We start from the raw sequence: 13,414 nt of genomic DNA, 5'->3' as shown, positions 1-13,414 counted from the left end.
CTATCTTGCGTCCCATGAGCCCACGTGTTGCACCACCGTTCCGGGCCGACCACGTCGGCAGCCTGCTCCGCCCCGAACGCCTGCTGGAAGCCCGTGACTCGCACGCGGCCGGCCGCATCGACGACGCCGAGCTGCGCGGCATCGAGGACGAGGCGATCGCTCAGGTCGTGAAGATGCAGGAGGACGTCGGCCTGCAGAGCGCCACGGACGGCGAGTTCCGCCGCAGCTCCTGGCACATGGACTTCCTGTACCAGCTGGACGGCGTCGAACGCGTCGACGACAACAACCTCAAGGTCCAGTTCCACAACGCCCAGGGCGACATCGAGTTCATCACCCCGGACCTGAAGGTCACCGACAAGATCAAGCTCTCGGGCACGATCTTCGCCGACGCCTTCAAGTACCTGGCGTCCCGGACCACCAAGAACACGCCGAAGCTGACCATCCCGTCGCCCGGCATGCTCACCTACCGGGGCGGACCTGCGGCCGTGGACTCCGAGGTCTACCCGGACATGGAGCAGTTCCGCGCCGACCTGGCCGCCGCCTACCGGGCGGAGGTGCGGGCGCTGGCCGACCTGGGCTGCCACTACCTGCAGCTCGACGACACCAGCCTGGCCTACCTCAACGACCCCAAGCAGCGGGAGATGCTCAACGCGCGGGGCGAGGACGGCGAGAACGCGCACATCAAGGACATCCGGCTGATCAACGAGTCGCTGCGCGGACGTCCGGACACGCTCACGGTGACCACCCACATGTGCCGGGGCAACTTCCGGTCGTCGTGGGTGGCCGAGGGCGGCTACGACTTCGTCGCCGAGGCCCTGTTCAACGAGCTGGAGGTCGACGGCTTCTTCATGGAGTTCGACGACGAGCGCTCGGGCGGCTTCGCCCCGCTGCGGCACGTGCCCCGGGGCAAGTACGTGGTGCTGGGCCTGGTCACGACCAAGCGCGGTGAGCTGGAGTCCAAGGACGAGCTCAAGCGCCGCATCGACGAGGCCGCCAAGTACGTCGACCTCGACCAGCTGTGCCTGTCGCCGCAGTGCGGCTTCGCCTCGACCAAGGACGGCAACGCGCTGACCTACGAGGAAGAGGTCGCCAAGCTCCGCCTGGTCGTCGAAACGGCCCAGGAGGTCTGGGGCTGATCAGGAGGTCTGGGGCTGATCAGGGGTTCTGGGGCTGGTCAGCCCCACCTGAGCAACCCGCACCGCCGCAGGTTCTGAGCGGCTTCGTGGCTAGGACGGCCGCACCCGCAGTCCACGGAGCCGCTCGGGATCTGCCACCGGCACCGCCGAGCGAGGTGACCACGGGATTCAAGAAATCACGCCGCCTCTTCCAGGAAGCGGCCCGCTACGAGGCCGGGTTCTTCGGCGCCGTCGAATCTGACCCAGAGGACCGGGCCCTCGAAGACCTGCGGGAGACCGGTGGCGGTCTCCACCACCGTGCCCTCCTGATCACGGAACCGGCCGAACGTGGCACGCACACGCACGCCTGGTTCAAACGGGCTCGATGACTGCTCCATGAGGGTGGACGGTACGGGGCGGTACCGACAGGCCCGGAATCGCCCGCCCTTTCCATGAAAATCCCCACACGCCGATCGGTGAACCCCCAGGTGGGAGGATGGCGGTGGGGAGGTCGCATGCGGACGATCAAGCGGTCGGGCGAGCACGAGATCGAGGTGCGCAAGTCCCGGTTCATCTGCTCGCTGCTGCGGGTGACCTCCGAAGCCGAGGCGCGGGAGTTCATCCAGCTGCAGCGCAAGGCGCACCACGACGCCCGGCACCACTGCTCGGCGTTCGTCCTCGGCGACTCCGGGGAGATCCAGAAGTCCAGCGATGACGGCGAACCCGCGGGCACGGCCGGGGTGCCGATGCTGGAAGTGCTGCGCCGCAACGAGATCACCAACACCGTCGCCGTGGTCACCCGCTACTTCGGCGGGGTGCTGCTGGGCGCGGGCGGCTTGGTCCGCGCCTACGGCGGCGCGGTGTCCGAGGCGTTGGAGCACGTCGGGACGCTGGAGCGGCGTCCGGTGCGGGTGCTGGAGGTGGAGGCCGACTACGTGCTGGCGGGCCGGCTCGACAACGATCTGCGGTCGGCCGGTTACCAGGTGGCCGACACCTCCTACGACGCCGTGGTCCGCTTCCACGTCCACGTCCCGGTCGAGGACGTCGAGACCTTCCACGCCTGGCTGGCGGAGAACACCGGGGGATCAGCCCAGGCCACCGAGGGCGAGCTGGTCCACGCGGAGCTCTGAGAACCGTTCACGTGGTTGCTCTGCGCGTCGGTGCCGCCGCACTCTTTCAACACTTCTGGGCAGCAGCGGTCTCGTCAGCGAGGACGGTCGGCGGTCGTTTCGCGCTCGGCTTGCTCGCGACGGCCGCGATCGCACCGATGATGGCGCCGAACAGGAGGCCCGCGAGCACGTCGTGCGGGTAGTGCACGCCCAGGTAGATCCGCAGGAACGCCTCCAGCACGGCCACCACCGCCACGATCGCGGCGGCCCGCCGCCACAGCACGGCCACCGTCACCGCGAAGGCCGCCGCCGTGGCCGAGTGCCCGCTGGGGAAGGAGAAGACACCGACCTCGCTGCAGTGCTCGACCGTGCGCACCGGGAAAGTCCGGCACGGCCGCAGCTGCCGGACGACGTCCTTGACCGGGTCGGTGAGCACCCAGGCCGCACCACCGGAGATCAGGATCGCCAGCGCGGCCCGCGCCCGCCGGTCCACCCGCCACCACACGTACCCGGCGACGGGGATGAACCCGAGCAGCAGCGCATGGGTCAGCACCAGGGCGACGGCCTGCAGCCAGCCGGGCGAGGCGGCGCCCCAGCCCGAGATGATCAAGAACAAGTCGGTGCTGTAGTCCACCTCCTCCACACTAACCGGACTCCCAGCACCCGGCTCCGGCCACGGCCGAGCAGGGGATTCACGATTTCAACGGAAGTCGGGTCCCGGATTTCCATTGAAATCGGGGACCCGACTTCCGTTGAAATCGTGTCGACCGGGGCGGGATTCGGGTGTATGACTGGGAACACCTGATCATCCTGGGGAGGTTCTGCGATGAGGTCGTTGGTCGTCGGGGGTGCCGTGGTCGCCGCGGTGCTGGGGCTCGGGGCCCCGGCGCAGGCCGAGGGCGCGCTGGATCCGCTGGTGGGGTCCGCCGCCGAGCGGGTGGTGCTGTCCGACCAGGTCGCCGCCGCGAAGTGGGGGACGGACTCGCCGATCGAGGACCCCGAGCGCGAGCAGGAGGTGCTCGACGGAGTCGCCGCGCGGGCGGTGGAGCTCGGGCTCGACCCGGAGGAGGCCACGCGGGTCTTCCGCGACCAGATCGAGGCCAGCAAGCTCGTGCAGCGCGGGCTGCACGCCCGCTGGACCGCGCACCCCGACGAGCAGCCGACCGAACGCCCCGATCTCGGCGAGATCCGCCCGGAGCTGGACCGGCTGGGCGAGGCGATCCTGGTGCAGCTGCGCGACACCGACGAGCTCCGCGACGGCCCGTCCTGCACGGGCCACCTGGTCAGCGCCTACGCGCACACCGCCCGCGATCTCGACGCCCTCCACCAGGCCGCCCTGGGCCGGGCGACCCCGTCGATCTGCGCCTGACGGCTCAGCGGCGGAACAGCGCGGCCTGGAGGAAGTCCGCGCCGAAGGTCGGTGACTCCGGCGGCTGGGCGCGCATCGGGCGGATCTCGACCGGGCTGAGGTCGGCGAAGATCGCGCGCAGCTCGTCGGGGCCGTAGGCGAGGCCGCCGCGCAGGTCGCCCAGGCGGTAGAGGTCGGCGTCGGGCAGCTCGGTTCCGGTGTTCTCGGCGCCGGTGACGAAGCAGGTCATGGCCAGATGACCGCCGGGGGCCAGCAGCCGGTCGACGAGGTCGAGGTAGCTGATGCGGCGGTGCGGCGGCAGGTGGTGGAAGCAGCCCGAGTCGTAGATCAGGTCGTAGGGCCCGGCGAGGTCGAGGGTGAACGCATCGCCGTGCCGGAAGCGGATTTCCGGTGCTCGTTCGCGGGCCCACGCGATGGCGGTGGCCGACAGGTCGACGGCGTCGACGTCGAAACCCGTTGCGGCCAGGTGCATCGCGTTGCGGCCGGGGCCGCACCCGAGGTCCAGCGCGCGGCCCGACTTCAGCACGCCGTCGTCCACGTAGGACACGAGGTTCTCATCGGGTTTGGTGACGAAGAACGGGACGTCGCGGTCGCGATCCGCGTAGAAGCCGTCCCAGAAAGGTTGGGGTGACGGGAAGATCTCGTCCAGCATCCGCAGCAGACCGTCGACGTCGCGCACTGATCTCGACATCACGCCATCCTACCGAAAAACCAAGCGGCACAACGGCATTTACCGATCATCCGCTCATTATCAGCGGCTCCAGAGGTGTTCCGAGGCCAGCCGCGCGCCCTCGGCGAGCGCCGAGAGCTTCGCCCACTGGATCTCCTCGTGCACCCGGTGCACGAACGCGCCCTGCGCGAACCCGCAGTCGGTCCCGGCCAGCACGTTGTCCCGCCCCACGACCCCGGCGAGCCGGATCAGCCGCTGCGCCACCAGTTCCGGGTGCTCGACGACGTTGGTGTGGTGCGTGACCACGCCCGGGATGAGCTTCTTGCCGTCCGGCAGCTGCACGTCCTCCCACACCCGCCACTCGTGCTCGTGCCGCGGGTTGGCCTGCTCCATCGCGTAGGCACCGGCGTTGACCTGCAGGATCAGGTCGACGACGTCGCGCAGCGGCGGGTCGAACGCGTGCGGACCGTGCCAGCTGCCGAAGCACACGTGATACCGGACGCGTTCCTCCGGAAGTCCTTCCAGCGCGTGGTTGAGCGCGCGGACGCGCAGCTCCGCCCACCGCCGGTAGTCGTCGTAGGTGCCACCTCGGGCCAGGATCGTGTCGCACTCGTGCATCAGCACCGCGTCGTCGACCTGCAGCATCAGGCCGCTGTCGACGATCGCCCGGTACTCCTCCTTGAGCGCGTCGGCCAGCGCGAACACGAACTCCTCGTCGGAGTCGTAGTGCTCGTCGGTCAGCCAGTAGGCGCTGGCAGGAGCGACGACCGGCAGGAAGCCCTCGACTCCTTCGTGCTGCGCCACAGCGGCTTTCAGGTTCGCGATGTCGCGATCGATGGCGGTCCGGTCGTAGCGCAGCGGGCCGGTGCAGAACCACGCCGCTGGTTCCCGCTCGTCGGCCTGCGAGTTGCTCTTGCGGGTGGCTGCCTCGTCGAGCGCGTCGAGCTCGGCGTAGGCGCCGGGGAACGCCTGCCGGTCGCGGCTCGGCGGCAGCATGCTCGGACCGTCGAGCTCGATCGGCCGGGATTCCAGGCCACTGATGCGCTCGTAGAGGTAGGTGATCCAGCTGGCCTTGCCCATCTCACCGTCGTCGACGACGTCGATGCCCGCCTCCACCTGCCTGCGCACGACGTGGTCGACGGACTTGACCAGACACGCCCCATAGGCTTCCTCATCCACGTCGGCACCCCCGGCCTTCGCGGACAGGAACGACAACAACTCGCTCGGACGGATCAGACTTCCGGTGTGCGTCGCAAGGATCCCGCTCACAGCTCTCCCCATGTCGACAAACCCTGAAGAACACGGCCGCCGAGACCGCACCCCCGACCCTTCTCCAGGACGAAGTCGAGGTCAACAACCCGACCGACGAATCCCACGGGAACCGTCGGGGCGAATACCGCAGGTTCCCGACCGCGGGTCACGCCTGAGCCAGCGGGAGGCCGACGAAGACGACGTCTTCGGAGCGGCCGTCGAGATCGGCGACGGCCGGGAGCCGTCCCCACTCCTGGAAGCCGTGAGCGCGGAAGAGGCGGAGACTGCGCTGGTTCGAGGCGAAGATCGTGGTCGCGATGTTCCGGAAGCCGAGTTCGGGGGCTTGCGCGATCGCATGGCGCAGCAGGCACGCGCCTTGGCCGCTGCCGCGGTGATCGGCATGCAGGTAGAGCGCGAGGTCGGCGGTGACGTCGTAGCCGGGACGACCGTTGAGGAACGGCTCCAGAGACACGTACCCGGTCACGACATCCGGGTTTGGCGGCTCGTGCCCCACCCAGACCGGGTAGCGCTGGGGATCCGACTTGGCGAACCAGTCCTCGCGCGATTCGACGGTGACCGGGTCGAGGTCGCAGGTCGCCGAGCGGTCCGGGATCACCGAGTTGTAGATGCCGACGATCGCGGGCAAGTCCGCGCGCGTCGCGAGCCGGTACAGGTAGGTCACGAGTCGCCCTCCTCGGTCGGTGTGGTGTGACTTCGGTCCGAATTGCCGCGACCACGGGCCACGGAGATCATCCGGACCTTGTAGCCTGGGCACGCGGGCCGTTAGCTCAACTGGCAGAGCAGCGGACTTTTAATCCGCGGGTTCAGGGTTCGATCCCCTGGCGGCCCACCAAAACCCCAGGTCACAGGCCTGGGGTTCTTTGTTGCCGAGGCCCGATTGCCAATTAATTGCCAACTTTCCCCGGACCCTCGATGGGTACCACGAAGGCCAGGGCTTCGGCACTGGCACGGGACTGCTGCCCCCGGCCGAAGTACACGTCTTGGGTCATCGACACCCGCGAGTGGCCCAGCAGGTCCGCCACCTGGCGAGCCGTCAGGCCCGCTTCGTCCAGCAGCGTGGCGACCGTCTTGCGCAGCGTGTGGAAGGTCACCCACTCGTAGCCAGCGCGGGTCCGGAACGGTGCCCACGTCCGGTTGTAGACGTTCGACGCGTTGAGGTACCCACCCTTCGTGTTGACGAAGATCGGCTTGCCTGGATCAACCTCACCCAGTTGCTCGGCGCGCTCCCGGAGCATGTTCACCGCCCAGTCAGGGAGCGCGATGTCCCGCGCCGAGCCGTCGGTCTTCCCGTCGTTGCGCAAGGCACCCTTGCCACGTGCACGGATCAGGTTCCCGCTCATCCGCAGCTTTTTCGCCTCAGGATCGAAGTCCTCCCAGTGAGCACCCAGAGCCTCACCCGCTCGCTCACCCGTCGCGATGAAGAAACGCACCAGGTCCGGCAGGTCCCGCTTCTTCGCCTTCTCATCTTGGTCAAGGATCTTGAGCAGATCGCTCAGTTCGTCCTTGGTCAGGGCCCTAGGCTTCTTCCGCTTGATCTTGGCTCTACGCTCGGAGAGGGCGGCGATGCCCTTCGTCGGGTTGGTCTCAACCGCCCCAGCTTGAATCGCAAAGGTCATGATGTTGCTGATCACGGCCTTGACGAGCTTGGCCAAGGTCAAGCTGTTGTCCTTGAGCTTGGCCTGGCAGATCTTGTTGACCACCGGCGTCTTCACCTCATACAGCCGCAGCTCACCGAGACCTGGCTTGATGTGGTTCTCGTACACGTTCTCGTAGGTGTCCAGTGAGGTCAGGGAGTACGTACCGTTCTCAGCGTCCTTCCTGAACTGGTCGAGCCACGCTTGGGCAGCGTCGGCGAACAGCGATGTGGCAGTGAGATCGGTGCCGTCGGACACCGGGACCAAGTCCTTGACCGCATCCCGGACAGCCTGCCGAGCCAGCTCCTTGGTCCGGCCGCGACGACGCACGTCGGCATATGTTCCGTCTTCACGCCGGTACCAGGCTCTTGCCGACCAGGACTTCCCGACGTGCTTGACCGAGATCTCACCCATCGTGCCCAGCGGAAGCGGCAGACGACCTGCCATCTCAGATCACCCCCGCAGCCTGAGACTCGAACCAGTTCTCGACGTCCTCGGGCTTGAACCGGACGTACTTTCCGATCTTGCGTCCGGTCGGACCATATCCCCGGCTACGCCACTGGTAGAGGGTGCCGACCGGCACACCGAGGTAGCTGGCAACGTCGTCGATTCCCCACAGGTTGCGCATAGTCAGTCCTTCCTTTCGTTGGCGTAGCGGTCTTTTCGGGCTTGGCGCTTGCGGTCGGCGATGGCGAGGGCGAGTTCCTGCTCCTCGGGATCGCGGTGGCCGATGCTGGTCATCTCCCAGTGGTTGACCACGGCCACCGAGTCGGCGGTGACGCCGAGTTCGTCGAGGTTCTGCTCCAGCCGCCAGATCTGGCGGTCGCCCCGGATGCGCTTGAACGTGGTGGAGTAGCGCTGGGACTTGGACAGGAAGTGCCCGCGGAACGCGAGCATGTGGCACCAGCGCCGCAGGTTGAGACCGTCGAGGTCCTCCAGCCCGCCAAGGTCCCACGCGGTGCGCATGATCTGCCGGTGGTGCTCGCTGGCTTCCAGGAGCTCGATGTGTTCGCGGGATCGGATCGGCCGATCGGCGGCTTCGGACTTCCCGGTGCCCTTGGTGGCGTACTTGGCGACGTAGGAGGCCAGCCGGTCATCGGTGATGGCGCCCTGGTCGTCTTCGACCTGGTGGGCGTCCACTGCCCGGATCGGTCGGACGTCGATCTGCTCTCCCCAAGTCAGCAGCCGCGTGGTGCTGTCGATCTCGGGCGCTTCGACGCCGGTCGCGGCGTGTGCGGCGTGAACGGCGTCGGTGAGCAGATCAGCGGTGGCCCAGGACGGAGTCGCGTCGGCCGCGCCCTCCGGGCCGTCGAGGCGGATCATCGCGTGGAAGTGGATGACGCCGCGCTTCTGGAACTCGGCGACCTTGGCGTACGACAGCCGGGCGTGGTCCTTGAGGCTCTTCACCGGGATGCCGGCCGCACGGGCGATGTGTCGCCGGAGGTAGATGGTGAAGCGGTTCCACAGCTTCCCGGCGTGGGCCTGCCAGAGGACGTGGCCGGTGTAGTCGTAGCCGCTCGGGTCGACGGGCTGGCCGATGGCCGGGTCGTGTTCGTGGTGGAAGCGACCGCATCGGCACGGCACGCGCTTGCCGTTGGCCGAGGTCCGGCGGTTGTGGACCGGCCCGAACGAGGGTGCGGTCAGGGTGACGAACAACCGCGGTTTGTCGGCCACGGTGACCGGCACGCCCTTGGAGCCACCGGACATCCCGGCACGCACGAGGTGGAAGGCGTCGGCAGCGTAGCGGTCCGAGCACGCGGGGCAGACCGACTCGCGGCGGTTGCCGCAAGGGGCGAACAGGTGCCCGGACTTCAGGGCCGGGGTGCCGTCGGGCTTGGACAGCAGCGCGCCGGTGGTCTTGTCGGTGAGCATCCAGTGTCCGGTCAGCCGGACCGGGTGGGCGCATCCGCCGGTAGCTTCCACCATCGAGCGCCACTGCTGGTAGTCCGGGGACTGGAGCCGCCGGGCGAGGCGGTCCACCGCCGGGACTTCGGGCAATGCCATGTGACCTCCCAGAAGAGGGCTCGGCGGAGCACCCACGGAGGTCGTTCCCGTGCTCGGTGGATGCCCGCCGAGCAGGGGTTGAACTCGCGATCTTCAGTTGTGGGATGTCGTCACATCAGGCCACGGGGTGGCCGTTGGTGACGGGCTTTTCGGCGGCGTTGAGATCGGCGACGATCTGCGCGGCCACCGGTTCCGGCAGGCGGACAACCTGGCGGACATCAGCCGCGGTGAACTCCCGGCCTTCGGCATTCGCCAGCTCCCAGGCGTCGGAAATGCCCTGCAGGACGCCAGCCGGGAGGTTCATCGATTTCCCGATGACCGAGGTGGTGTCCGGTCGTTCCGCCGGTCGCGGACGTTCAGTGGACGCGGTGGCCGGCCTTTCCGGCAGCTCCGAGACCTCCGGTCGTTCCGGCACTTCGGCCGGTCCCGGATCCACCGGTTGTTCCGGTGCGGGTGGATCGGCGGCGGCGTAGGCGGCCAAGATGACCTGCCGTTGCCGGGCTTGGATGACCGGGATGACTTCGGCGATGCCGTAGACGATGACCGGGATGATCGCATGCACGACCGCCGAGCCCGCGTTGAAGTCCGCCCATCGTCCCGTCAGCAGCGGGAGCAGTTGCGGGATGACGTTCATCAGCAGCGTCGAGGTCAGCAACACCCTTTTGAGGCGGGACCACCAGTGGTGATCGGGCTCGACTCCGTGGGAGAGGATGACCGCCTCGAAGTTGAGCAACACGATCAACAACCCGGCGAACATCGGTTCCACGGTCCACGCGGCCCACCACAGGGGATCGGCGGGTGTGGTCTTCCCGGCGAGGAACTGCTGCACACCGGTGGTGGTGAACACCAGGCCCAGCGCCAGGAAGAACCACAGCCCGGCGAGGGTGCGCCGTCCGTTGCGCTCCATCTCCACGGCCTGAAGATCAGGGTCACGGATCAGGCCCCGCAGGCGGCGGGCCTCGGAGATCCGGTCTCCGAGCTTGCGCACCCGCCGCGTCCGCCCGTCGTTGCCGGTGGCCTCGGGCTGGTCGTGTTCGGACACGATGCCTCCTACTTCGCCGGGCTGAACAGCACGATCAGACCCCGCACGAGCAGCACCAGGCCGATCCCGATGCCGATCGCGACGGCCGGGTTCAGCACCAGCCAGACCAGGGCCAGCACGGCCAGCACGAAGGCCAGGACGCCGATGCTGATCAGCACGCCCTTACCGGACAGTTCAACGTGGACGATGTGCATGGGTGAATCTCCTTACTGTGAATGGTCAGGCGATCTCTTCGTCGTCTTCGCCCTCGAAGTGCTCGATCTCTTCGAGCTCGTCGTCCTCGAACTCCTCGAAGTCGACGTCGTAGGGGTTGGTGACCGTGCCGTCCGGCAGCTCGACCTCCTTGCGGATCGGGGTCACGTTGTTGAGCTCGGTGCAGAAGGCCACCAGCTCGGCGATGTCGTCATCGGTGCTGAAAGCGGCCCGGACGCGCTGGGGTTCTTTGCGCCCGTCGTTCTTGGCGTAGGCCACTCCGGCGAGGTAGGTGGGGATCTTGTCGGCGAACGCGCCGAGGTCCCGCATCCCTTCGCCGAGGCACATGTCCACGTACGAGGCGGAATCGACCCGGAGCGCGATCTTGGTGGGGAACAGCCCACGCATCGGGACGACGTCCTTGGTGGGCTCCTGTGTCGCGGCGATGATCCGTCCGCCGACCGCGCGGAACTGCGTGAGTCCCTTGGACAGCAGCTGGTGGAACTCCATGCGGATGTCCCGGTCGGTGTAGGCGGTCATCGCGGCCAGCTCGTCGCAGATCAGCACGTCAAGCGGGGTTTCCCGGGACGGGGACGCGTTGCGGATGCCCTGGCGGCCGAGTTCGAACTTGCGCTCGTCCAGCGTCTGGACGTACTCCCGCATCAGCGCCAGTCCGGCGCGGTCGGAGTCGGCGAAGCGGTGATACATCTCCCGGCCGCCGCCGAGTTCCATGCCGCCCTTGGGGTCGATCACCCACAGCCGGACATGACCGGCCCGGATCATCGGTGCCAGAGCGCGCTGGATGCCCCACAGCCACGAGCCCTTGCCCGCGCCGGTCTCGCCCGCCAACAGCACGTGGATGTCCCGCTTGACCAAGTCGAGGTGGAAAGGCCGGCCGAATTCGGTCCGGCCGATCTCCAGCTTGCGCAGGTCCACCGCGTCCACCGATTCCGGCATCGCGGGAAGCGGGATCACCATCTCGTTGAACGGCTCGCGCCGCTGGAAGTCCAGGGCGATCTTGCCGGGCTTGAGGATGCGCATCGACGCGGCCTGCGCCTTGAAGGAGTTCGCCAGCCGGTCGAGCGCCTGCCCGTAGTCCTCGGGCTCCTGGCCTTTGGCCATGCGGATGTGCAGCGAATCCCACACCCAGTTCGAGCGGACCGCGACCAGCTTCGGTACCAGCTGATCACCGCGGTGGTCGGAAGTGACCAACCCGCAGGAGGCAACCACGCGCATCCATTGGCGCTGGTAGATGACCCAGCGTCTCCACCAGGCCCGCACGAGCCGTCCGGCGAAGCGGTCGAAGGTCGGGGCGTCCAGCAGCCTCCACGAGGCACCGGCCAACACCGCGATCCCCGCAGCCCACAGAACGGTCTGGTAGCCGAGCGTCACGCCCGCCGTGCCCACCGCCGTCGTGCTGCCCATCGTCCGGGGGTGCCGCAGCATCCAGCCGCCGACCACCCGCGCCGGAGTCCGTTCCGTGCCCACTCGCGTGTCTCGCATGACTGCCTGCCCTTTCATGAAAAAGGGCGTCGGACTCCCGTTCTGGGAATCCGACGCCCTGCCGTGCTTGGGGTTGTGCGGTTAGCTTCTGCGCTGCGACATCTCCAGGTGGGCCACCAGGTCGCCCACCGCCCGCTTCAGCTGGTTCAGCGGACCACCGAGGCCCTTCGGAACGCCGAAGTTGGTCACCGTCTTGGTCAGCTCCAGCATGGTCGCGTCGATCTCGCGAACCGTGCCGGTCACACCGTCTGCATTGGCCATTACTTGTACTCCTTCGCAACACTCGATCCACCGTGCTCGGCGATGCCCTCACGCACCGCGTCCGCCGCCTTCGCCACCGCAGCGGCCAGCTCCTGGGCCTCCGCGTAGTGCCGGTCCTCGACGAACTCGCCGTCGAGGAACTCGACCTTGTTCACGTCCTGGTTCAGCTGATCCATCAGCGAACCGATCGTCGACAGCCGCTTGACTCCGCGCGAATTGCGCCGGAACAGCTGCTTCGTAACCTCCACCTGCAACCACCTTTCCTTTTCGCCCGAGGAAATCCCGGGAAGATCTGATCACCGGCCGCCGAGGCAGCCCGAACCGTGGAAACCGAACGAGGAATCGAACAGGTCATTCATCGGACTCGTCCTCCTGCTCTTCAACCCTGCGAATGACGGTCACTACGATCTGAAGCGACGCCAGCAGCTGGCCCGTCACCTCGCGCATGTCCGCCCCGCACGCGGTCGGGCCACCGGGCACATCCACCGAGTACGCCGCATCACCTGCGGTCGCGAATGCCTCCGTGAGCTCTGTGGACAGCCGACGAAGGTCCTCCAGCGCCTGGTCCCGCTGCAGCGTGTTCACAGGAACACCACCCACTCTCGGTCCAAGCAGTACTGGTCGTGCGTGTGCTGGTAGCGCCACTTGTCGCAGTGGCACGCCGGGCAGTACTTGAGCGACATTTCCAAATCTCCTTTCCCGAAGGCCATAAAGACCCCCGGAACATCCGCAGACGGCCGGGGGTCAATAAAGCCCAACCGACGACACATTCCGCCGGTTTTGGGCATAGCTCGGCCCACTATGGAATTCTCAAACAACAAGCAGCCGGATTCGGCTTAAAAGAATCAGAAAGAAACGGTCGGAATGGGTGGCTCGATCAGGCTGCGGCCGAGACCGTCGCGCCGAGCGGGGTCATGCCGTTGGCCCGGAAGGACAGACCCGAGCGACCGTTGCGCTCCCAGTAGCTGACCGTCGCGTCGATCAGCTCGACGTAGGTGCCCTCCTCGAAGCCCTCGCCGGGGTCGGCGGTCAGGGTCACCTTGATCTCCTCACCCTTGCCCGCGTACTCGCCGGGCTGGGCCTTGCGCTTGACGAACAGCGAGACCACGAACTGCTGAACCCCCTGCCGGTCGGTCACGACCTCCTGAACGCCGTGGTCGTTCTCGAACATCTTCAGCGTCGGCGCCTCGGTGATCATGAGCTTGTGACCCTGCAGGTTGACCGGGATGTTCCGCACTGTCTT

At 67.5% G+C, this 13,414-nt stretch carries 17 protein-coding genes and 1 tRNA gene; 4 read left to right on the top strand and 14 right to left on the bottom strand.

The annotated features are described in order from the left end of the window. The first annotated feature begins 14 nt into the window (after positions 1-14). Together QFW96_RS21020 and QFW96_RS21015 are read left to right on the top strand one after the other, a co-directional pair. Positions 15-1,136 (top strand): 5-methyltetrahydropteroyltriglutamate--homocysteine S-methyltransferase, encoded by a 1,122-nt coding sequence (locus QFW96_RS21020; protein ID WP_281457410.1) that lies wholly within the window; start codon positions 15-17, stop codon positions 1,134-1,136. Between the two features lie 494 nt (positions 1,137-1,630). Continuing rightward, entirely contained in the window at positions 1,631-2,245 is a 615-nt protein-coding gene (locus QFW96_RS21015) for a YigZ family protein (RefSeq protein WP_281457409.1), read from the top strand. A 46-nt stretch (positions 2,246-2,291) separates the two neighbouring features. Here QFW96_RS21015 and QFW96_RS21010 read toward each other — a convergent pair whose 3' ends face one another. Next, positions 2,292-2,858 carry a phosphatase PAP2 family protein gene (locus QFW96_RS21010; RefSeq protein ID WP_281457408.1) on the bottom strand — a complete coding sequence of 189 codons (567 nt, stop codon included), beginning with the start codon at positions 2,856-2,858 and terminating at the stop codon, positions 2,292-2,294. A 192-nt stretch (positions 2,859-3,050) separates the two neighbouring features. Between QFW96_RS21010 and QFW96_RS21005 the strand changes: the two genes are divergently transcribed. Then, on the top strand, positions 3,051-3,593 hold the full coding sequence (locus QFW96_RS21005; protein WP_281457407.1) for a chorismate mutase: 543 nt from the start codon (positions 3,051-3,053) through the stop codon (positions 3,591-3,593). A gap of 4 nt (positions 3,594-3,597) precedes the next feature. Here the strand turns inward: QFW96_RS21005 and QFW96_RS21000 are convergent, their stop codons facing one another. The 3 genes from QFW96_RS21000 to QFW96_RS20990 form a co-directional block, all read right to left on the bottom strand. Then, a complete protein-coding gene (locus tag QFW96_RS21000) occupies positions 3,598-4,284 on the bottom strand; it encodes a class I SAM-dependent methyltransferase (protein ID WP_281457406.1) in 687 nt (228 codons plus the stop codon). A 60-nt stretch (positions 4,285-4,344) separates the two neighbouring features. After that, positions 4,345-5,442: a cobalamin-independent methionine synthase II family protein gene (locus QFW96_RS20995; RefSeq protein ID WP_281457405.1), complete on the bottom strand. Its 1,098-nt coding sequence runs from the start codon at positions 5,440-5,442 to the stop codon at positions 4,345-4,347. A gap of 238 nt (positions 5,443-5,680) precedes the next feature. Further along, complete coding sequence (locus QFW96_RS20990; protein ID WP_281457404.1) at positions 5,681-6,196, bottom strand: GNAT family N-acetyltransferase; 516 nt, start codon at positions 6,194-6,196, stop codon at positions 5,681-5,683. A 95-nt stretch (positions 6,197-6,291) separates the two neighbouring features. Between QFW96_RS20990 and QFW96_RS20985 the strand changes: the two genes are divergently transcribed. Then, positions 6,292-6,367: transfer RNA gene (locus QFW96_RS20985), tRNA-Lys, on the top strand. Positions 6,368-6,419: 52 nt separating this feature from the next. Here QFW96_RS20985 and QFW96_RS20980 read toward each other — a convergent pair. The 10 genes from QFW96_RS20980 to QFW96_RS20935 form a co-directional block, all read right to left on the bottom strand. Then, positions 6,420-7,616 carry a tyrosine-type recombinase/integrase gene (locus QFW96_RS20980; RefSeq protein WP_281457403.1) on the bottom strand — a complete coding sequence of 399 codons (1,197 nt, stop codon included), beginning with the start codon at positions 7,614-7,616 and terminating at the stop codon, positions 6,420-6,422. Position 7,617: 1 nt separating this feature from the next. Then, positions 7,618-7,797, bottom strand: a complete 180-nt coding sequence (locus QFW96_RS20975; protein WP_281457402.1) for a helix-turn-helix transcriptional regulator — start codon at positions 7,795-7,797, stop codon at positions 7,618-7,620. 2 nt (positions 7,798-7,799) lie between these two features. Continuing rightward, entirely contained in the window at positions 7,800-9,173 is a 1,374-nt protein-coding gene (locus QFW96_RS20970; protein WP_281457401.1) for a replication initiator, read from the bottom strand. Between the two features lie 115 nt (positions 9,174-9,288). After that, on the bottom strand, positions 9,289-10,215 hold the full coding sequence (locus tag QFW96_RS20965) for a hypothetical protein (RefSeq protein WP_281457400.1): 927 nt from the start codon (positions 10,213-10,215) through the stop codon (positions 9,289-9,291). An 8-nt stretch (positions 10,216-10,223) separates the two neighbouring features. After that, the gene (locus QFW96_RS20960) at positions 10,224-10,409 is read right to left on the bottom strand and encodes a hypothetical protein (RefSeq protein WP_281457399.1); all 186 of its coding nucleotides are present in this window, start codon (positions 10,407-10,409) and stop codon (positions 10,224-10,226) included. Between the two features lie 25 nt (positions 10,410-10,434). Next, positions 10,435-11,910, bottom strand: a complete 1,476-nt coding sequence (locus QFW96_RS20955; protein ID WP_281457398.1) for an FtsK/SpoIIIE domain-containing protein — start codon at positions 11,908-11,910, stop codon at positions 10,435-10,437. Positions 11,911-11,991: 81 nt separating this feature from the next. Beyond that, positions 11,992-12,171 carry a hypothetical protein gene (locus QFW96_RS20950; protein ID WP_281457397.1) on the bottom strand — a complete coding sequence of 60 codons (180 nt, stop codon included), beginning with the start codon at positions 12,169-12,171 and terminating at the stop codon, positions 11,992-11,994. Continuing rightward, positions 12,171-12,419: a hypothetical protein gene (locus tag QFW96_RS20945; protein WP_281457396.1), complete on the bottom strand. Its 249-nt coding sequence runs from the start codon at positions 12,417-12,419 to the stop codon at positions 12,171-12,173. The genes QFW96_RS20950 and QFW96_RS20945 overlap by 1 nt, the downstream gene beginning before the upstream one ends. A gap of 103 nt (positions 12,420-12,522) precedes the next feature. Then, entirely contained in the window at positions 12,523-12,756 is a 234-nt protein-coding gene (locus QFW96_RS20940; protein WP_281457395.1) for a hypothetical protein, read from the bottom strand. A gap of 292 nt (positions 12,757-13,048) precedes the next feature. Beyond that, positions 13,049-13,408, bottom strand: a complete 360-nt coding sequence (locus QFW96_RS20935) for a hypothetical protein (protein ID WP_281457394.1) — start codon at positions 13,406-13,408, stop codon at positions 13,049-13,051. Between the last annotated feature and the right edge of the window lie 6 nt (positions 13,409-13,414).

The organism is Saccharopolyspora ipomoeae, assembly GCF_029952525.1.
Taxonomy (GTDB): domain Bacteria; phylum Actinomycetota; class Actinomycetes; order Mycobacteriales; family Pseudonocardiaceae; genus Saccharopolyspora; species Saccharopolyspora ipomoeae.
Note: the sequence above shows the minus strand (reverse complement) of the source record. Positions and strands in the feature narration are given on the sequence as shown.

Bases quoted from the DNA above. Each gene is read 5' to 3' on its own strand.
- QFW96_RS20960 (WP_281457399.1), bottom strand. From the start codon at position 10,409: ATGCACATCGTCCACGTTGAACTGTCCGGTAAGGGCGTGCTGATCAGC.
- QFW96_RS20980 (WP_281457403.1), bottom strand. From the start codon at position 7,616: ATGGCAGGTCGTCTGCCGCTTCCGCTGGGCACGATGGGTGAGATCTCG.
- QFW96_RS21020 (WP_281457410.1), top strand. From the start codon at position 15: ATGAGCCCACGTGTTGCACCACCGTTCCGGGCCGACCACGTCGGCAGC.
- QFW96_RS20955 (WP_281457398.1), bottom strand. From the start codon at position 11,910: ATGCGAGACACGCGAGTGGGCACGGAACGGACTCCGGCGCGGGTGGTC.
- QFW96_RS20975 (WP_281457402.1), bottom strand. From the start codon at position 7,797: ATGCGCAACCTGTGGGGAATCGACGACGTTGCCAGCTACCTCGGTGTG.
- QFW96_RS21005 (WP_281457407.1), top strand. From the start codon at position 3,051: ATGAGGTCGTTGGTCGTCGGGGGTGCCGTGGTCGCCGCGGTGCTGGGG.
- QFW96_RS21015 (WP_281457409.1), top strand. From the start codon at position 1,631: ATGCGGACGATCAAGCGGTCGGGCGAGCACGAGATCGAGGTGCGCAAG.
- QFW96_RS21000 (WP_281457406.1), bottom strand. From the start codon at position 4,284: ATGTCGAGATCAGTGCGCGACGTCGACGGTCTGCTGCGGATGCTGGAC.
- QFW96_RS20970 (WP_281457401.1), bottom strand. From the start codon at position 9,173: ATGGCATTGCCCGAAGTCCCGGCGGTGGACCGCCTCGCCCGGCGGCTC.
- QFW96_RS20950 (WP_281457397.1), bottom strand. From the start codon at position 12,171: ATGGCCAATGCAGACGGTGTGACCGGCACGGTTCGCGAGATCGACGCG.